Annotated in this window: 17 protein-coding genes and 1 tRNA gene; 7 read left to right on the top strand and 11 right to left on the bottom strand. The window is 59.8% G+C overall.

Features of this window, described 5'->3' with window-relative positions; genetic code table 11:
* Positions 1-61: 61 nt before the first annotated feature.
* Both Q1K29_RS06250 and Q1K29_RS06245 read left to right on the top strand, forming a co-directional pair.
* Entirely contained in the window at positions 62-1,147 is a 1,086-nt protein-coding gene (locus Q1K29_RS06250; RefSeq protein ID WP_300392098.1) for a phosphotransferase family protein, read from the top strand.
* A 4-nt stretch (positions 1,148-1,151) separates the two neighbouring features.
* Positions 1,152-2,057 (top strand): hypothetical protein, encoded by a 906-nt coding sequence (locus Q1K29_RS06245; protein ID WP_300392097.1) that lies wholly within the window; start codon positions 1,152-1,154, stop codon positions 2,055-2,057.
* A 3-nt stretch (positions 2,058-2,060) separates the two neighbouring features.
* On the opposite strand, the gene Q1K29_RS06240 is transcribed toward Q1K29_RS06245, so the two are convergent.
* The gene (locus Q1K29_RS06240) at positions 2,061-2,918 is read right to left on the bottom strand and encodes a hypothetical protein (protein WP_300392096.1); all 858 of its coding nucleotides are present in this window, start codon (positions 2,916-2,918) and stop codon (positions 2,061-2,063) included.
* A gap of 103 nt (positions 2,919-3,021) precedes the next feature.
* Between Q1K29_RS06240 and Q1K29_RS06235 the strand changes: the two genes are divergently transcribed.
* The gene (locus Q1K29_RS06235) at positions 3,022-3,900 is read left to right on the top strand and encodes an OmpA family protein (RefSeq protein ID WP_300392095.1); all 879 of its coding nucleotides are present in this window, start codon (positions 3,022-3,024) and stop codon (positions 3,898-3,900) included.
* A gap of 12 nt (positions 3,901-3,912) precedes the next feature.
* Here the strand turns inward: Q1K29_RS06235 and Q1K29_RS06230 are convergent, their stop codons facing one another.
* From Q1K29_RS06230 to Q1K29_RS06195, 8 genes are all read right to left on the bottom strand, one after another.
* On the bottom strand, positions 3,913-5,247 hold the full coding sequence (locus Q1K29_RS06230; protein ID WP_300392094.1) for a cytochrome P450: 1,335 nt from the start codon (positions 5,245-5,247) through the stop codon (positions 3,913-3,915).
* A gap of 28 nt (positions 5,248-5,275) precedes the next feature.
* Positions 5,276-6,190, bottom strand: coding sequence for a pseudouridine synthase (locus tag Q1K29_RS06225; protein ID WP_300392093.1), 915 nt, complete (start codon positions 6,188-6,190; stop codon positions 5,276-5,278).
* 11 nt (positions 6,191-6,201) lie between these two features.
* On the bottom strand, positions 6,202-6,615 hold the full coding sequence (locus tag Q1K29_RS06220) for a hypothetical protein (RefSeq protein ID WP_300392092.1): 414 nt from the start codon (positions 6,613-6,615) through the stop codon (positions 6,202-6,204).
* A gap of 57 nt (positions 6,616-6,672) precedes the next feature.
* On the bottom strand, positions 6,673-7,632 hold the full coding sequence (locus Q1K29_RS06215; RefSeq protein ID WP_300392091.1) for a lysophospholipid acyltransferase family protein: 960 nt from the start codon (positions 7,630-7,632) through the stop codon (positions 6,673-6,675).
* On the bottom strand, positions 7,632-8,630 hold the full coding sequence (lpxK, locus tag Q1K29_RS06210) for a tetraacyldisaccharide 4'-kinase (protein WP_300392090.1): 999 nt from the start codon (positions 8,628-8,630) through the stop codon (positions 7,632-7,634). Before lpxK ends, Q1K29_RS06215 begins: the two co-directional genes overlap by 1 nt.
* Entirely contained in the window at positions 8,627-9,901 is a 1,275-nt protein-coding gene (locus tag Q1K29_RS06205; RefSeq protein ID WP_300392089.1) for a glycosyltransferase N-terminal domain-containing protein, read from the bottom strand. Before Q1K29_RS06205 ends, lpxK begins: the two co-directional genes overlap by 4 nt.
* A 31-nt stretch (positions 9,902-9,932) precedes the next feature.
* A complete protein-coding gene (locus tag Q1K29_RS06200) occupies positions 9,933-10,649 on the bottom strand; it encodes a lysophospholipid acyltransferase family protein (protein WP_300392088.1) in 717 nt (238 codons plus the stop codon).
* A gap of 234 nt (positions 10,650-10,883) precedes the next feature.
* Positions 10,884-10,958, bottom strand: a tRNA-Val gene (locus Q1K29_RS06195).
* A gap of 503 nt (positions 10,959-11,461) precedes the next feature.
* Between Q1K29_RS06195 and Q1K29_RS06190 the strand changes: the two genes are divergently transcribed.
* Entirely contained in the window at positions 11,462-11,707 is a 246-nt protein-coding gene (locus tag Q1K29_RS06190; protein WP_300392087.1) for a hypothetical protein, read from the top strand.
* On the opposite strand, the gene Q1K29_RS06185 is transcribed toward Q1K29_RS06190, so the two are convergent.
* On the bottom strand, positions 11,704-12,384 hold the full coding sequence (locus Q1K29_RS06185) for an HAD-IA family hydrolase (RefSeq protein WP_300392086.1): 681 nt from the start codon (positions 12,382-12,384) through the stop codon (positions 11,704-11,706). The two genes, Q1K29_RS06190 and Q1K29_RS06185, sit on opposite strands and share 4 nt — an antisense overlap.
* A 76-nt stretch (positions 12,385-12,460) precedes the next feature.
* Between Q1K29_RS06185 and glmU the strand changes: the two genes are divergently transcribed.
* The 3 genes from glmU to gor are packed head-to-tail and all read left to right on the top strand — an operon-like array spanning position 12,461 to position 15,981.
* Positions 12,461-13,813, top strand: coding sequence for a bifunctional UDP-N-acetylglucosamine diphosphorylase/glucosamine-1-phosphate N-acetyltransferase GlmU (gene glmU, locus Q1K29_RS06180; RefSeq protein ID WP_300392085.1), 1,353 nt, complete (start codon positions 12,461-12,463; stop codon positions 13,811-13,813).
* 12 nt (positions 13,814-13,825) lie between these two features.
* Positions 13,826-14,524 carry a ribose-5-phosphate isomerase RpiA gene (rpiA, locus tag Q1K29_RS06175; protein WP_300392084.1) on the top strand — a complete coding sequence of 233 codons (699 nt, stop codon included), beginning with the start codon at positions 13,826-13,828 and terminating at the stop codon, positions 14,522-14,524.
* 53 nt (positions 14,525-14,577) lie between these two features.
* Positions 14,578-15,981 (top strand): glutathione-disulfide reductase, encoded by a 1,404-nt coding sequence (gor, locus tag Q1K29_RS06170; protein ID WP_300392083.1) that lies wholly within the window; start codon positions 14,578-14,580, stop codon positions 15,979-15,981.
* Here gor and Q1K29_RS06165 read toward each other — a convergent pair whose 3' ends face one another.
* Positions 15,982-17,292 carry an AAA family ATPase gene (locus tag Q1K29_RS06165; protein WP_300392082.1) on the bottom strand — a complete coding sequence of 437 codons (1,311 nt, stop codon included), beginning with the start codon at positions 17,290-17,292 and terminating at the stop codon, positions 15,982-15,984.
* Positions 17,293-17,426 lie beyond the last annotated feature (134 nt).

Genomic DNA, 17,426 nt, shown 5'->3' with positions numbered 1-17,426 from the left:
CTTGTTCGCACACGCTGACGCGGTAGGGTGCGCGCAACGAGATGAGACAGGGAGAAGACCCATGGCGGAAGCTGCGGCACAGGAGTTGTACACCGGCACTAAGGACGTTGCCGAAAGCCATAAGTTCAACGAGCAAAATCTCGCTGACTGGATGGAAAAGAACGTCGAGGGCTATGAAGGGCCGCTGACCGTCAAACAGTTCAAGGGCGGGCAATCCAACCCGACCTACAAGCTGTTCACCCCGAACAAGACCTATGTCATGCGCCGCAAGCCGCCGGGCAAGCTGCTGCCCTCGGCCCATGCGGTCGACCGCGAGTTCAAGGTCATCAACGCGCTTTATCCGACAGGTTTCCCGGTCGCCAGACCCTATGGGCTCTGTATGGATGAGGAGGTGATCGGCACGATTTTCTACGTCATGGACAATGTCGACGGCCGCATCCTGTGGGACCAGACGCTACCTGATTATGAGCCGTCCGAGCGCCGCAAGATCTATGAGGCCAAGGTCAAGACGTTCGCTGACCTGCACAACACCGATTACAAGAAGGTCGGCTTGCAGGATTTCGGCAAGGAGGGCGACTATTGTGCGCGCCAGATCCATCGCTGGACGAAGCAGTACAAGGCATCCGAGACGATGCACATCCCGGAGATGGAGCAGCTGATCGACTGGCTGCCGAAGAACCTGCCGGCGAAGGAAGATGTCACCATCGTTCATGGTGACTATCGTCTCGACAACATGGTCCTGCACCCGACCGAGCCGAAGGTCATCGCTGTACTGGACTGGGAGTTGTCGACACTGGGCGACCCGCTGGCCGATTTCTCCTATCACCTGATGAACTGGGTGATGCCGGGCAATGACGAGTCCCGCGGCTCGATTGCCAATATCAAGGATCTCAAGGCCTGGGGCATTCCGACGCTCGAGGAATATGTTGATCTCTACTGCCAGCATACCGGGCGCGATGGCATGCCGGACCTGAACTACTATTTTGCCTATAACGCCTTCCGGCTTGCCGGCATCCTGCAGGGCATCGTCGGGCGGGTGCGCGACGGGACGGCCTCAAACGCGAATGCCGCCGCGAATGCGGAACGTGTTGTGCCGCTGGCGAAGTTTGCTGCTGAGCGCGCGCGCATGGCCGGAATGGAAAGCTAGGGCCATGGCAAAGGTGATCGAGGGTCCGCTTCGCAAGCCTGCGCAGATGCTGCAGGAGCAGTCCTATGACGGGCACTCCTCGCTGCATGATGACAGCCAGGCCGAAAAGCTCGGCATAAAGGCCGGGCCGATCGAGGGGCCAACGCATTTCAGCCAGTTCTCGCCTTACCTGGTCGAGCTGTTCGGCAAGGAGTGGTTCGAGCGCGGCTGCTTCTCGGCGCACTTCCAGACGATGGTGTTCGAAGGCGAGGCGGTTCGGGTTTTCATCGAGCCGAAGTCGGACACATACGCCTATTGCCGTGCTGAAAAGGAGGATGGGACCCCCGTCCTCGAGGCAAGTGCGACGCTCGGACCCGACCATGGCGAGACACTGCTCGAGGCACGAATGGCGAAACTCCGCCCGCCGGGTGACCTCGTCATCCTGTCCGACATGAAAGTCGGGATGACGGGGCCGGAGAACGAGCTTGTCCGCATGGGTCCCGACCAGCATATGGGCAATCTCTATCCCTTCTCGCTGAACGAGAAGCTGGTGAAGATCACTGAGCCAATGGATTGGTATTCAGATGCATCGGCATCTCCATGGGGGCAGGCCATCATTCCCACCGAGATGGTGTCGGTGATCGGTAACTACACGGGCAGCATGGTGAAATGGCCTGTGAAGCGGCCATCGATCGGCCTGTTCGCAGACCTTGAAATCCGTATGATCAACGGACCGCTATTCGTCGGTGAGACCTATCGCTTGAAGCGCGAGATTGTGGCGTTGTCCCAATCGCGCCGTGCTGAGAATTACTGGGTTCGGACAAAATTTTTCGACGAGGCCGGAAGCGATCTCAAGGCTGAGATGCTATTGAATCATGGCGTTATGAAAGCGAGCTACCCGGACTATCCCGAGGAGCAGCTGCCGGCCTGAGCCTTAACCGTCACAACCGGCTTCCTTGTAATCCCTGGCGAAGATGTAGGTCTGGTCGCTGATAGAGACCACCTTGTCTCGAAAGAGCGTGCGGCCCGGCGCCTCCCATGTCTGGTCATAGTCTTCCAGGTGCGTGATGCGATCTCCAAGGAAGCGCTTGAGATGCCCGGAATCGATCATGCCCCAATACTGATTGGGCTTGACGCGACAGGGATAGGCAAGCGCAGCATCCTGCATCCGTTCACTGATGATATCGATGTAGGCCTGGTCAACATACTGGCCTTCAAGATGGCCAGCCATATGATCGCGACCACTCTTGTGCATGGTATATCCCAAATTGTAGCCAAGGCTCGCCATCATGAAGTCAGCCCTGGAGGGTTCGGCCCCCTGTTTAAGCCAGCCAAGCCAGTCTTGGAAGCCCATCATCGCTATTCCGTGTACGGCGATGTGTGCGGTGCGGTGGATTTGTAATTCATCGGCGCCCGGAACAATTACCATGGCGCAAGCCGACATGCACTGGCCGGCGATGAGAATGGGTTCATCGCGCTCATCCAGGATGCGGCTCATCATGCGGGCTGTCGCGACATTGCCGCCCGGGCTGCTGATGACGATCCGTCCCGTTTCCGGCATGGTTGCGAGCTGCATGAATTCTTCGGGAAAGATGGCAGCGTTGTAGCAGATGGCATCATGCTCCCTCAGGAGACTGACCCCCTCGCTTTCCAGGCATGCATTCACTGCCGCATCGATAGAAGGATCAGGTGCGTCATACTCGACTGCTACATCCGTATTGTCGGCATTGGCCGCCGGAGAAACGAAAAGGAGCAGACCAGCGAATAGGGGCCTCAAATTTGCAAGGAGCATTGGAGCTCTCCGTCATTTTTGTGCTTTGGCGATGCAAGGAGTGCGTTTTACGATTGCCGAAAGACGGTCTAAGAACAAGCGAAGAATGTTTGGAGTTTGGTGCATGATCAGGACAGCGCGATTTGCGGCAGCAGCCCTGGTTCCAGTAGCAATGGCGCTGCTTTCTGCGTGCGGTGGGGGCGGGAGCAAGGCAACTGACCCAGGCGGCGAGACTGTATCTACATCCTCCGTGCAATGCGTCGAAATCCCGGATGGATATTATCTGTTCGCGGACGGAAAATTCTCGCCGACACGCGAAGACATGGCGATTGAGCTGCCGCCGGAAGTGACCCAGAAGCAGATTGTCTGGATCAATGAGTTTGAAGACAGAATGATGAATGACGGTTTCCCGTGGCTTCGGCTCGATTCGGTGGACAAGGTTCTCGTTCTCAGCGGTGAGGCCGAAAGCGCGGAAGTGCACGAAGATGCAGTTGCGCGTGTTCGTTCTGAAATCTCAGCAGACAGGGCGCTGGCCGACCGCGACCTCTACATCATTGATGCCATCACTGGCCCGGATACGCCGCGCCAGCCCGGCGCAGTCCTGGCTAGCCTGACGCCAGATCCGGAGGTTGATATCTGCCGGACCAGAGCCGATCAGATCGCGCGGACCGATACCATCGCTTACGTGAATGAGGATACGGGCATAGACGAGGTGAGCCAGCCGCTCCTGAACGCAATTGCCGGCCTGGCCATGATCTGTGAGGCGCATCCGCTCGAGATTGGCGTGCACACCGATGCACGAGGGGCGCAGTCGTTCAACCAGATCCGCTCACAGAAGCGCGCCAATGCGATTGTCGACTATCTGATCGAGCAAGGCGTCTCGCGAGACCGGATGGATGCGGTCGGGTATGGCGAAACCCGCCCGATCGACCCTGCGCAGACAAGCGAGGCCTATGCACTCAACCGTCGGGTTGAGTTCTACTTTCGCGACGAGGCCGACTAGCAGGCCTGCTGCCTAGAACTTGTAGCGCACCGGAATGGATTTGGGCCCGCCGACGAAGTTCGCGCGAATGAAGCTCGGATCGCCCGCTAGCTCGATTGAATTCAGGCGCGAGAAAAGCTCTTCATAGATCGCCTGCATTTCGAGACGGGCGAGGTGCATGCCGAGGCACATATGCCCGCCATGTCCGAACGAGATGATCTTGTTTGGGCTGCGGTCGACGCGGAATTCATACGGGTCGTCGAAGACGTCTTCGTCACGGTTGCCGGAGGGGTAGCAGAGCAGCAGGCTCTCGCCTTTCAGGATCTTGCGGCCGCGCAGTTCATAATCGTCCTGAGCGGTGCGCATGAAGTGCTTCACCGGTGTGGTCCAGCGGATCGCTTCATCCACGGCCGTACGTGACATACCCTTCGGGTCATCCATCATCTTCTTCAGCTGCGCCGGATTGTTCAGCATGCCGAGAACGCCACCGCCGGTCGAGGCGCTGGTTGTGTCATGCCCGGCAGCCGCGACGATGATGTAATAGCTCATCGCTTCCAGCTGGCCGATCGGCTCGCCGTCGACGGTGCCGTTGGCAATGATGGTGGAGACATCGTCTTTCGGGTTGGCGCGCCGGTCTTGTGTGATGTTGGTGAAGTACATGAAGAACTGGGCGAGGGTCTCCTGGATGGAAGACAGGCCCTTGTCGGCATCGCCGCCTTCCGACAGTTCCTTGTCACGCATCAGGTCCGGGTCCTGCGCGCCGAAAATCTCCTGGGTGAGCTTCAGCATCATCGGCTCGTCGGATTCCGGTACGCCGAGGATCTGCATGATCACACGAAGCGGATAGTAGAGCGCGATGTCCTGCTGGAAGTCGCACTCGCCGCCCTTGTCTTCCATCCGGTCCACGAATTCCTTCGCGATCTTGCCGATGGCCTCCTCGCGCGTCTTCACCTTGTGAGGCATGAACCAGTCCTGGGTGAGGTGACGCAGCTTGTAGTGCATCGGGTCATCCAGTTGGACCAGCGTCTTGAGCAGGTGCGGCCCGCCCGTTTGCGCATAGACCTTCTCTTCAGCTTCGGCGTAGGAGAGCATTTCGCGTTCGCCATTGGTGAAGAGCTTGTTCTGCCGGCTCACTTCCATGATGTCGGCATGCTTGGTGACAGCCCAGAAAGGCCTGAAGGCTTCCGGCTCGCACCATGCGACTGGGTCTTCCTTGCGCAGCCGCGCAAACGCGGCATCGAGTTCCGGCATGTGGGCATAGACATCCGGATCCACGATCTTGTCAGCGGTCGCTGCCGCCGCCGCGCTCATCTCGCGCGTGGGATCCTTTTTTGTCTTTGGTGGAACTGCAACTGCGGTATCGGCCATGGGAACCTCCCGTAAAATGACGCATGTCTCATTTTTTACGGATGGTACGGCTCCGCTTGCCTTTGTGAAGCCCTGTCTCAACGTCAGCTTTTGATGCTTTCGGCTTGCGGCTACCTCTATCCCGGCGCGGCTGCCGGGCCTTGATCATCGACCCCAGCTCCGCCTGCAGCTCGCTCGGCAGCACTTCTTCCACGGCGCCGGGATGCAGGTCATCCAGTGCGAAGGGGCCGTAGGAAATGCGGATCAGCCGGTTCACGTCGAGCCCGACCGATTCCAGCGCGCGGCGGACTTCACGTTTCTTGCCTTCCGACAGTTTGACCCGGATCCAGTTATTGGTTCCGGTCTCACGTTCCAGCTCGGCCTTGATCGGTGCGTATCGGACGCCGTCGACCTCAATGCCCTCGGCCAGCGCCTGGAGTTTTTCGGGCGTGACCCTGCCATGGGCTCGGGCGCGGTAGATACGCGGAAACTCATTGGAGGGAAGCTCCAGCGCGCGGGCCAGCTCGCCATCATTGGTGAGCAGCAACAGGCCTTCGGTGGTCAGGTCCAGCCGGCCGACCGTAATGACACGCGGGAGGTGTTTGGGCATCTCGTCGAAGATGGTGCGCCGTCCCGCCGGATCCTCGGTCGTGGTGATCAGGCCGGAGGGTTTGTGATACCGCCACAAGCGCGTCGCATCGGGCGCGCTGATGCGCTTGCCCTTGACCGTGATCGTCTCGGAACCGGTGACCTTGAAGGCCGGCGAGGTCAGCTTGCGGCCGTTGACCGCGATCTCGCCATTTTCGATCATGGTTTCGCAGGCCCGGCGCGAGGCAATGCCGGCGCGCGCAAGCCATTTGGCAATGCGCTCGCCCTCGCTCCAGTCGGCTGGTGGCTTACTGTCTTTTGATCCGGGTTTGCTGGTCCGTCTTGCGGGCCGGGGCGTCTCTCGACGATCCGTCATATGGCTGTCCTCTAGGGGTTCAGTCCTATCTGAAGAACGGGTGAGGCAATTGCAAGGCCGAGGGCGAGTTCCAGCGCGATCCATATAGGAATAAGTCCGGCGTCCCGATTGTCTTTCATGTCGATCAGATAGGAGAGCGCCCGGCCGCAGCCCGCACCAATCCAGGCGGCTGCAACAGGCATGATGGCGAGGACGCCGATAAGCCCGCCCACGCGCAACAGGATGACGAGGGCCGTCATGTGCAGCAGGAAGAGAAGACCGCCATAGGTTGCGCGAAACTCTGAAAAGCCGCCCGGCTTCTCAGGAGTGGGGTCAGGCACAAGCCGAACGACCCCCTGCGCCCATTTCGGGGCGATCAGCGCGCCGAGGCCGATCAGCGCACAGAAGACAAGCGCGAGCGCGGAGATGATGGTGAAGATGGACATTGGTGGTCCTCCCGTATGGTTCTCTTCAGATGGCGCGTTTGTCGGCGCGGTCCAGCCTCAGACGCCGGCATCCTTCCAGGCCGATTTCGGCCAGCGGCGGTGCTGCCAGAACCATTGGCCCGGATTGGCGCGGACTTCAGCCTCGATGAAGGCCGTGATCTTCTTTACGCAATCCTCGACAGCTTCGTCGCCTTTCAAGCCTTCCGCCGATGCGATGGGGTCATGAATGGTGACCCGGAACCGGGCCGGGCCTGTTCGCACCGTCGAGACGGGGATGATTGGAACGCCATACTTCACCGCCAGCCGGGCCGGGCCCGGGGCCGTCATGGCATCGTGGCCGAAGAAGGGGACAGCGAGGCCCTGGTTGAACTTCTGGTCGTTCATCAATGCGACTGACCGGCCCTTGCTCAGCGCGCGCATCAGTTCACGCGTGCCGAGCCCCTTCGGCGCGAGCACGCCAATGCCGTAATCATGGCGGACCTTGTTAATGCGCCTGTCGATGTGCGGGTTGTTGAGGGCGCGATACGTGACGAGACAATCGACAGGCCGTCGGCAGATGACGGCGGCCATGACTTCCCAGTTTGCGAAATGGCCCGAGATGAAGACTGCGCCCTTGCCGGCGGCTTCTACCGCATCCAGCCTCTCAGCGTTCACGACCTCGACCCGATCACCCTCATAAGGATGAATCTTCGGCAGGTGTGGCAGCTCGCCGGCGGTACGCCCGACACTCTCCCATGCCGCCTTTGCGGTCTGTTCAATTTTGTCTTCGTCCCACTCCGGGAAGGCGAGGCGTAGATTGCGTTTTACGGTCTTGCTCTGGCTAAGCATTGGCGCGATGCGTTTGACGATCCACCCTGCCGCATCGGAGGCCCTGTCCGGACCGAGGGCTTTCATCGGCCACCAGTACACGACGTCCCACGCTATCGCTTCCAGCCGCCAGCCGACACGCTGCCAGAAGGTGGAGCGATCATCGATGTCCTTTGGACGGACATATTGTGGCGCGTCTTGCTTGTTCATCAGCCCATTCGGTCTGCCACAGGTGCGAGCACCCGGTCGAGCGCGCTCATATCGGTGAACTCGGCCCGGATGGGAAGGGTGACGATGCCGTCGCGCTGATCCTGACGCAGCCGGACGAAGTCCTTTTCCGTCGTGATGAGCTGGGCAGAATATTTCTTTGCAAGCTCGCGAAGGTATCGGATGTCCCCGTCGGAATAGGTGTGATGGTCGGGGAAGGGGATGGCGTCGAGAGGTTTCGCGCCATGCTCTTCGAGCGTGTCGAAGAATTTCTCCGGGCGACCGATCCCGGCAAAGGCAACATAGTCCATCGCTGGCAAAGGGGCGGTTGGTTTGATCCGGGACCGGATGACCGGCAGAGATGTATTCTGGAGGTCAGCAGGTGTGTTGCCGCTGCCCGTGAGAACCACCGCATCGGCGCGCGCCAGTCCCGCAGCGATGGGTTCGCGCAGCGGGCCTTTCGGGATGACGTGGCCATTGCCGAACCCGGCTTCGCTGTCGACGACGATCAGCGAGATATCCTTGAAGAGGCCGGGGTTCTGGTGGCCGTCATCCATAATGATGAGATCGACCCCTTCGGCGTCCATAGCCTTCCCGGAGGCGGCGCGATCCGCCCCGATCCAGGCCTCGCCGCTTGCCGCCAGCATCAGTGGCTCATCCCCGACATCAGCCGCCGTGTGGGCCTTGATATCGACCTTGAGCGGACCATCCAGTTTTCCGCCATAGCCGCGTGAAAGAGTGGTGATCCGCTTTTCCGGAAAGCGTTTGGCGAGCAAGTCTCGCAAGCCAGCGGCCACGGGGCTCTTGCCTGTTCCACCAGCGGTCAGATTTCCGACGCAGATCACCGGGATGGATAGCTTGAGCGGATCCGCTCTGGCGATCTTCCGCTCGGTGACATGGGCATAGAGCATGGAGAAAGGTGTCAGCAGCAGGCGCGTTAACGGGGCCGCTTCGCGGGAGCGCGGATCGAGGTCGCCATCCCAGAAGCGCGGGGGTCTCATATGCGCGCCTCCTTGCGGAGAAGCGGAAGCAGGGCGTCGACCGTCGCCTCCATGGGCTCTCGGGCAACCGCTTCCATGGACTGGATGACCTCTGCGCTTGGTGGCTCGAAAGGAAAGCCTTCAGCGAGGTCCTGCGGCTTTTCCACGATATTATAGCCGGGGCGCCCGAGCAGATCGCGTTTCGTGTCATCGAAATTGAAGACGTTCGGACCGGTGGCCACAGGCTTTCCGAGCAGGAGGATTTCGATCGGATTGTGGCCGCCGATGCCGGGGGCATGGCCGCCGCCCAAGTAGACGGTGTCAGCCAGCCGCGCGAACAGGCCGACCTCCCCCAGCGTGTCCGCTAGAAGAATGTCTGTCGAGAGATCCAGCGGCTGCTTGAGCGAACGCTGCGAAACGCTGAAACCCCGACTATCCAGCAATCGCATGAGCGAGGCGGCCCGCTCGGGGTGGCGGGGCACGATGATGCAGGCGGGCCTTGGCTGCATGGCGGACAAGGCGTCGAGGACGAAGGCTTCCTCGCCTTCATGCGTGGAGACCGCGACGAGGCAGGGACGCTCACCGATGAAGCTGGCACTGAGGCGGGCCGCCTCGGCGGAGTCATGGTCTGGCGGAGGAAGGGCCGCTTTCAGATTGCCGGGGGTTTCGACCGCTTTGCCGGCAAGGCCTTTCAGGCCCCGGGCCGTCCGGCCATCAGCGGCGAGAATGACATCGAACCGGCCGAAGAGATCATGGCTCAGGCCCGGCCAGCGTCCCCAGCCGGCGAGGCTCTTTTCCGTCATGCGGGCATTGATGAGCGCCGTTGGAATGTGTCGCTTGCGCAGCTGTTTCAGAAGGTTTGGCCAGATCTCGCCTTCAGCGAAAACGGCGAGATCCGGCCGCCAATACTCGATGAAGCGTTTCGCGATGGCGGGTGTATCAATTGGCGCGAACTGGTGGCGGGCCGCGTTTCGGAGGGCTGTGTCTTCAGCGATGGTGCGGGCAATGAGGTCAGCAGCTGTCGCCGTCTGACTTGTGAAGAGATAGTGCAGGCCCCTATGGCGGGTCTGCAGCTCACGTGCGGTTTCAAGCAACAGGCGGGTTTCGCCGATGCTGGCGCCGTGCATCCAGATAAGCTGGCCTTCTGGTCGCGACTCATCTGTGCGGGCAAACCGCTCCTGCGCGCGGCCTTCGATCTCCTTGCCGGCTTTCAGCCGGCGGCGCACGACCAGGCCGAGCAGAGGTTCGGCGGCTGTCGTGGCGACTTCGTAGGCGGTGCGAGCCAGACTCATGCGCGATCCTTAACGGTCTGCGGCGAGTCCGTCAGCCCTTTCGGCCAGTCGGGCTGATCAGCGACTCGGCGCGCTGATGGGCGGCATCGATGGCTTGCTGAGTCTTGGCGATACCATCACCGGCGCTCTCGGACTTGGCAATGAAGAGCGGCTCACCGATCACCATGGCGCCTTTCGAGAAGGGAAGTGGGATCATGAACCGGTCCCAGGTGTCCAGCCGCCAGGCCGGTCTGACGGCCAGGGCATAGGGTATGATGGCTGCACCCGAACGCTGGGCAAGCAGAACCGGGCCGGCCTGTACGTTTTCGGCCGGACCGCGCGGACCATCCGGCGTGATGCAGACAACACTGCCCTTTCTCAGGCGCCGGCTTGTTTCCGCGATGGCGGCCACGCCGCCCTTGTCCTTGCGCTTGCGCTTGTGGGTCGATGAGCCGCGCACCGAGTCGAGCCCAAGATGCTCGATGGCTTTGGCAACGGCTTCTCCATCTCTTGAAAGCGAGATCAGCATGGCCGTCTGGTAGCTCTTGGCTGGCAGCTTCCGCGCGATCTTGCTCCAGATGGCCGGGATAAGAAGGATACGCGAATGCCAGGCGGCGACGATCAGGCCGTGCTCCTGTTTCCAGGCATCCCGAAAACCTGCCTCTCCCTCCACCTGCCAGCGGATGGTCCGCGCGCACACGACCATATAAGCCCAGATGAGGTAACCGAGTGCGGAAGAAACCAGGGGATGGCGCAGGAAGGACTTCATGGAAGGGCGGGTGTAGAGCGCGCGCGAGATTTTCGCAAAGGTGAAACGCGGTGAGACGGTGCTGGGACGCTACCCCGAGCGCGGTCTATCCGAAGCGTGGAGAAGCCAAGGGACGCTACAGCGTTAATTCGTGTGGCTTAGAATCCGATTCACTGAATTGGCGGCTGCCGCCGCAGTCAAAGCCTGGAATCGATCCACCGGATCGATTTTTTCGCGAAGCGAACCGGATTTGAATGGTGGGCGATACTGGGTTCGAACCAGTGACCCCTGCCGTGTGAAGGCAGTGCTCTACCACTGAGCTAATCGCCCGGATACGGGAAAGGCGCGTCATAATTGGCTCGCGCGAAGAGGTCAATCGAGTAGGGCAGCGAGACGTCACAAGGGCTTTACTGCCTTCCGAACGGCATAGCTTTCATTCAATTCCGCATATCTATGTTAGCGCGCAACCTGATTTGTCGGGTTTTGCGGCATTCTGTCGCCCAATCGCGCGACACGTCCGGAATGTCGCCACAATTAAATAATTTCATATGAAACCAGTGGCGTAAACAGTCCCGAACGATGATAGGCATTTATGGCAGACGAAAGAGGCGTGAAAATGAACAGATGTTCAGCATGAATGGTTGTTCATATTCGGAGGTTACTCGAATTTCATCGAGAAGAAACCTTGAGCTTCATGTGAATAAACGTCATTTAAGCTTCACGAACGGCGGCAGTGAATCGCTCGCCACGTAAAAAAAACAGCAAACAGAAGGACAGGCAGAAGCCGGGAGTAAAATGCTCCTAGCAAAAACAATTAGCCTGGAGAGATTGAAATGAAAGACTGGTGCAACAATGAAGGTGCAAAACGCCTTCGCGAAAAAATCCGTGAATACTGGGCCGAGCGTGGCTATGAGGTCGACGTAGACCTCGTGGACGCTGGCTTCGTCCCGGCGATGCGTAGTGCCCGTACGGACCTGCGTTCCAACATGGTCAACGGCATGCCGCGTCGCCGCATCGCCAAGAGCCAGGAAGAACTGCGCACGACATACCGTCCAAACGACGCAGTCGAAGTCGCCTAAGACATTATGGTTCTGATGGCTGCCATGACCTCCTTGTAGGTATTGGGGGTCACCATGTCCGGAAACCCCTCCGGTTCTGGTCCATAACCAAACGTCACGAATACGAAGGGCAGTCCGGCATCCCGGGCTGCCCTTTCGTCTGTCTGGCTGTCACCCACCATGATGGCGCGCCGTTCCATTCCGCCAGCGGCCTTGATTGTCCGGATGATGTGATCGCCATTCGGTTTTTTCTCCGGGACGGCATCAGCGCCTACAATTGCGGAAAATCTTCCGGAGAGGTTGAGCGTGTCGAGGACTGCTTCAGCCAGCTTCTGGGTCTTGTTGGTGCAGACAGCGCAGACGGCGCCGGCTTCAAGCAGGCGGTCAATGGAGGCGACGGCGTCAGGAAAGGGCCGGCTGAGGCGGCAGATATTCTCGCGGTAATGAGCAAGGAACGCTTCCCAGAGGGGCTCGATATCATGATTGGCTTCGTCATCGCCGTTCCAGGTGATGCCCTTGCGGATCATGGCCTTGGCGCCTTCACCGATCATTCCCCGTATCGCGTAAAAAGGAACCGGCGTCAGCCCGGCGCTTTCCAGACTGTGATTGAGAGAGGCATGAAGGTCTGGCGCTGTATCAATCAGGGTCCCGTCCAGATCGAAGACAATCGTCCATCCTGTCATATCTGTGCCTGTCATCGGACCTCCTTAAACCTCTCGCATCGAACCGGCAGATGGTTTAGGCGAGTTTGCGAAGGATAACGAGACGCGATTCATGATGGAAAGAGCCGCTATCATCCTGGCTGCAGGGCAGGGCACACGGATGAAGTCTTCCCTGCCCAAGGTGCTTCACAAGGTGGGCGGGCAGCCCATGCTTGACTGGTCGATCGATCTCGCCCGCAAGGTCGGGTGCTCGAAGATAATCACGGTCATCTCGCCGAATACGCCGGAGCTGAAGGAGCATGCCGAAGCCTCGCTCGGTCATGGCGCGACGGCTGTACAGGATCCGCCACTCGGGACCGGTCATGCGGTCCGGTCTGCAGAGAAGGCGCTGAAAGGGTTCGTCGGGGATGTCATCGTTCTCTATGGCGATACACCACTGATCCCTGCAAGTGCTGTCGAATCGCTGTTCGAGGCCCTTGAGGGCGGCGCTGCCGTGGGCGTTCTCGGATTTCGCGCGGCGGCACCGGGGGCCTATGGCCGCCTGGTCACCAGTAAGGATGGCGACCTTGAAGCCATTGTCGAGGCCAAGGATGCGAGCCCGGACGAACTGGCTATCGACTTCTGCAATTCCGGCGTCATGGCCGTTCGCGCCGAGCGGCTATTCCGGCTGCTCTCCAAGGTCACAAATGACAACCAAAAGGGCGAGTACTATCTCACCGACATTGTGGCGCTTGCTCGCAAGGAAGGATCGACCTGCCGCACCGTGACCTGCGAGGAGCGCGACGTGCAGGGTGTGAACTCACGCAAGGAACTCGCCAAGGCTGAAGCGGCTTTCCAGGACCGGCGTCGCGATGAACTGATGAGCGAGGGCGTGACGATGATCGCGCCCGAGACCGTTTTCTTCGCCCACGACACTATCATCGACAATGATGTCGTGATCGAGCCGAACGTCGTTTTTGGGCCCGGCGTGCATGTCCGCTCAGGCGCACTGATCCGCGCCTTTTCGCATCTTGAAGGTGCGAATGTCGAAGAGAATGCCGAGATCGGCCCTTATGCGCGTCTGAGGCCTGGCGCCTTCATTGGCGAAGGGGCGAAGATCGGTAATTTCGTTGAAGTGAAGAAAACCCGTGTCGGCCCCGGCGCGAAAGCCAATCATCTTGCCTATCTGGGCGATGGGGATGTTGGCGCGAATGCGAATATCGGCGCTGGTACCATCTTCTGCAATTATGACGGCTTCCTCAAATACCAGACCAGGGTCGGCGACAATGCCTTCATCGGGTCGAACAGCGCGCTGGTGGCGCCGGTGAGAATCGGCAATGGGGCCTATGTCGGTTCCGGTTCCGTCATTGTCGAGAATGTGTCGGAGAATGCGCTCGCGATTGGCCGCGGCCGTCAGGTCGAAAAACCGGGCTGGGCAGACGAGTTCAGGACGAAGAAGGCCGCTGAAAAGGCAGCCCGCAAATAGGAGACCCGCGTCATGGCCAATGAGAGAGAGAAAGAGAACGCCGCCATGGCGGCTATCGACTTTGTTGAGGAGGGCATGACGGTTGGTCTCGGTACCGGGTCGACGGCGAAATACTTTGTCGAACTGCTGGCTGAAGAGATCGCGGATGGCCTCATGGTCAAAGGTGTTCCCACCAGCGAAGACACCCGGCGTCTTGCAGAATCGCTCGGTGTACCGCTTCTGCCGATCGACCATGTCGACCGCATACACCTCACAGTCGATGGTGCAGACGAGGTTGATGGCGAGGCCCAGCTGATCAAGGGCGGTGGGGCAGCCCTGCTGCGCGAGAAGATCATCGCGAATGCGAGCGATCTGATGGTGGTGATTGCCGACCCCTCCAAACAGGTCGACATGCTTGGCCAGTTTCCGCTTCCGGTCGAAGTCACGCCGTTCGGCTACACCATCACGGCCAAGAAGGTATTTGACGCGCTTAAAGCTGCCGGGGTCGCCAAGCCGCGCATCGATGTGCGCACGAGCAGCGGGAACAAGCCGGTGATTACCGATGGCGGCAACTACATTCTCGACTGCCATTGTTCAGTGATCCCGAATGCGCCGAAAGCCGCCCGTCTGTTGTCCGATGTGCCGGGCGTTGTGGAGCATGGTCTCTTCATCGGCATGGCGCGCACGGTCATCATCGGTCAGGATGACGGTGCATCGGTGTTTGAATACTAGGCAAAGCCGATCCATATCCCGCCGGAAGATACTGAAACCGGAAGGATATTTTCATGGCTGACCTCGGATACGATTACGACCTGTTTGTCATTGGCGCCGGGTCTGGCGGCGTGCGTGCAGCACGGATCGCGGCCCAGTCCGGAGCAAAGGTCGCCATCGCCGAGGAATTCCGGATCGGTGGCACCTGCGTGATCCGAGGCTGCGTCCCGAAGAAGTTCATGGTGTATGCCAGCGAGTATGGCAGCAAGCTGCAGGAAGCGCGCGACTATGGCTGGGATGTCGAAGCCAAGGGATTCGATTTCCCGGCTTTCATGTCGAAAATGCATGCCGAGGTCGACCGCCTCTCGGGCATCTATCTCCGCAATCTCGCCAATGCCGGCGTCGATGTCTTTGAAGAGCGCGCTGAGATGCAGGATGCCAATACGATCGCCCTCAAGGATAGCGGTAAGACGTTCACCGTCGACAAGATCCTGATCGCGACCGGCGGCACGCCATGGCGGCCAGCCCCTGAGGAGCTTCCGGGGGTCGAGCACACCATCACCTCCAATGAAGTGTTCAATCTGGAGACGCTTCCGAAACACATTGTGATCGCTGGTGGCGGCTACATTGCCTGCGAGTTTGCCCACATCTTTGCCGGGCTCGGCGTCGAGACCTGCCTGGTCTATCGCGGTGACACCGTGCTCAACGGTTTTGACTGGGACGTTCGCACAGCTGTGCATGAAGGCCTGAAAGAAGCGGGCGTGCGCGTCATCACCTCGGCCGTTTTCGACGAGATCAACGAGGTGGATGGCGAAGAATGCCCCTACTGCATCCACCTCAGCAACGGCACCAAACTCAATGCCGATGTGATCCTTATGGCGGTGGGGCGCCGGGCCGCGACCGATGATCTTGGCTGCGACAAGGCGGGCGTGAATCTGAGTGAGAAAGGTTCTGTCATCGTCGATGACGCATCACGCACGAACATTCCGAACGTCTTCGCTGTTGGCGATGTGACAGACCGTATCCAGCTGACGCCCGTCGCCATCCGGGAAGGGCACGCATTTGCGGATACGGTGTTCGGCGACAGGGAATGGAGCTTCGAGCACGACTTCGTTGCTTCAGGTGTCTTCACTCAGCCCGAGGTCGGCACTGTCGGCATGACCGAGGCCGAAGCCCGCAAGGCGCTCGACAAGGTTGATATCTACAAGACCCGCTTCAAGCCGATGAAGCAGGCGCTGCTCGAGGACGGCGAAGAGCGGGTGATGATGAAGCTGGTCGTGAATGGCGAGACCCAGCAGGTGGTCGGCGTCCATATCGTCAGCCCTGAAGCCGCTGAGATGATCCAGATGATCGGGGTCGCCGTGAAGATGGGCGTGACCAAGCAGCAGTTCGATCAGACCTGCGCCGTCCATCCGACCATAGCCGAGGAAATCGTCACGATGCGCCACAAATGGGTACCCGAAACCGAGCCCGCCTGATCAGGCGGCTGTTACCAGGGCGCTCATCTCGGAGGCGACGGCTTTCAGCTGTTCGCGGATGAATTTCAGGCCGCCTCCGCGTCCATTGTGTATGACCAGCGACTTCCAGGGGGCCTGATCAGAGTCCGGTGAGCGCACGTCGAGATGGCCGCTGCGGGGGAGGGCGTGCTGAAGCAGAGCCTCAGACAGCTTGAAACCAGCGCGCTGGTCATAAGCGCCATTACGGGCATCTGCCTCGAAGGCGGACTGTTCGTTTCGCGCGACCTTATTAAACAGGATCGAAAGCTTCGGGCGGGCATCCGGATCGATATGCTCGTTCAGCACCTGATTCAGGAGCTTCACACCGCGCAGGGAATACATGTCCGGGTGCATTGGAGCGATGACGCGATCTGAGGCCTCGAGCGCACAGCGGGTCAGGAACGTCGCGTTCGGATTGGTGTCGAAGACGATGAGGTCATAGTCGCTGCGTAGATGCTCGATCATGCGCTGGAAGTTCGTATTGATGGCCGAGAGCGCAGCAGCATCCGTCGCAAAGGCATACTTCGAGATCTCGAACTGGCCTGAGATCAGATCAAGGACCCCACCCGGCCCATCCTCGGTGAGCACGGGATGAACGATTTCGCTCGCCGCCGGGGTGGGGAAAGGCTCGACTGAGAGCCGGCTCCAGGCCTCAGCCGGTGACGGCACGCCAGCTGCGTGCAGCTTGCTTTTTTCGAACAGGGAAATGACCGAGCGATCATTCGCCGCGCTTTTGTCGGCAGCCTCCATGTCGAAGAAGGTCTGGGTGAGATTGTATTGCGGGTCGAGATCGACCAGCAGGATCCGTCCGCCGAGGGCGGCCTGCCAGGCGCCGAAGACCTGTGACGAGATCGTTGTCTTGCCGACACCGCCCTTGAGGTTCATGACCGAGATGACCGGGCACTTGCGCCTGTAGCGTGCCCGCACTTCTGTAACCAGTTTGTCCAGACCCCCCTCATCCATGAGTGCGTGTTTCAGCGTGTCGGCAAGCTGTTTCTTGAACACGCCGGACAAGCGCGCATTGTCAACGCGAAAGGGAATGATGGTAAGACCGCGGGCGATGCCGCGCTCGATCTGCGCCTGTGCTTCGCGCGACCGGATACTGCTGGCCGAGACAAGCACGATCATCGCAAAAGCCTTGTCGATAGCTTCCGCAATGGCTGTGTGGCTTTCACGGCTTTCCGCACCGGGAGGCTCATACCACGCCTGGATGCCCGCCTTGCGCAGCGCTTCGTGCACTGTAAGCAGGCTGTCGACGTCCTTCGGGCCGTGGACGATGAAAGCGTGGGACATGGGGGAGGCTCCGCTATACTGGGATTTTCCTTGCTGGCCTAAGCCAACCGCGATGATTCCGCCACACAACTGAGCCGCAAAATGTGGTAAAACTTGTGTCGTCTCCCCCATTGTGATTGATACGCGCGCTGGAA

The sequence above is a fragment of the Henriciella sp. genome (assembly GCF_029937755.1).
Lineage (GTDB): Bacteria > Pseudomonadota > Alphaproteobacteria > Caulobacterales > Hyphomonadaceae > Henriciella.
This window is presented reverse-complemented; position numbering and strand designations above follow the sequence as displayed.

Excerpts from the sequence above, each read along its gene's own strand:
- Q1K29_RS06250 (WP_300392098.1), top strand. The coding sequence starts at position 62 with ATGGCGGAAGCTGCGGCACAGGAGTTGTACACCGGCACTAAGGACGTT.
- Q1K29_RS06245 (WP_300392097.1), top strand. The coding sequence starts at position 1,152 with ATGGCAAAGGTGATCGAGGGTCCGCTTCGCAAGCCTGCGCAGATGCTG.
- Q1K29_RS06240 (WP_300392096.1), bottom strand. The coding sequence starts at position 2,918 with ATGCTCCTTGCAAATTTGAGGCCCCTATTCGCTGGTCTGCTCCTTTTC.
- Q1K29_RS06235 (WP_300392095.1), top strand. The coding sequence starts at position 3,022 with ATGATCAGGACAGCGCGATTTGCGGCAGCAGCCCTGGTTCCAGTAGCA.
- Q1K29_RS06230 (WP_300392094.1), bottom strand. The coding sequence starts at position 5,247 with ATGGCCGATACCGCAGTTGCAGTTCCACCAAAGACAAAAAAGGATCCC.
- Q1K29_RS06225 (WP_300392093.1), bottom strand. The coding sequence starts at position 6,190 with ATGACGGATCGTCGAGAGACGCCCCGGCCCGCAAGACGGACCAGCAAA.
- Q1K29_RS06220 (WP_300392092.1), bottom strand. The coding sequence starts at position 6,615 with ATGTCCATCTTCACCATCATCTCCGCGCTCGCGCTTGTCTTCTGTGCG.
- Q1K29_RS06215 (WP_300392091.1), bottom strand. The coding sequence starts at position 7,632 with ATGAACAAGCAAGACGCGCCACAATATGTCCGTCCAAAGGACATCGAT.
- lpxK (WP_300392090.1), bottom strand. The coding sequence starts at position 8,630 with ATGAGACCCCCGCGCTTCTGGGATGGCGACCTCGATCCGCGCTCCCGC.
- Q1K29_RS06205 (WP_300392089.1), bottom strand. The coding sequence starts at position 9,901 with ATGAGTCTGGCTCGCACCGCCTACGAAGTCGCCACGACAGCCGCCGAA.
- Q1K29_RS06200 (WP_300392088.1), bottom strand. The coding sequence starts at position 10,649 with ATGAAGTCCTTCCTGCGCCATCCCCTGGTTTCTTCCGCACTCGGTTAC.
- Q1K29_RS06190 (WP_300392087.1), top strand. The coding sequence starts at position 11,462 with ATGAAAGACTGGTGCAACAATGAAGGTGCAAAACGCCTTCGCGAAAAA.
- Q1K29_RS06185 (WP_300392086.1), bottom strand. The coding sequence starts at position 12,384 with ATGACAGGCACAGATATGACAGGATGGACGATTGTCTTCGATCTGGAC.
- glmU (WP_300392085.1), top strand. The coding sequence starts at position 12,461 with ATGATGGAAAGAGCCGCTATCATCCTGGCTGCAGGGCAGGGCACACGG.
- rpiA (WP_300392084.1), top strand. The coding sequence starts at position 13,826 with ATGGCCAATGAGAGAGAGAAAGAGAACGCCGCCATGGCGGCTATCGAC.
- gor (WP_300392083.1), top strand. The coding sequence starts at position 14,578 with ATGGCTGACCTCGGATACGATTACGACCTGTTTGTCATTGGCGCCGGG.
- Q1K29_RS06165 (WP_300392082.1), bottom strand. The coding sequence starts at position 17,292 with ATGTCCCACGCTTTCATCGTCCACGGCCCGAAGGACGTCGACAGCCTG.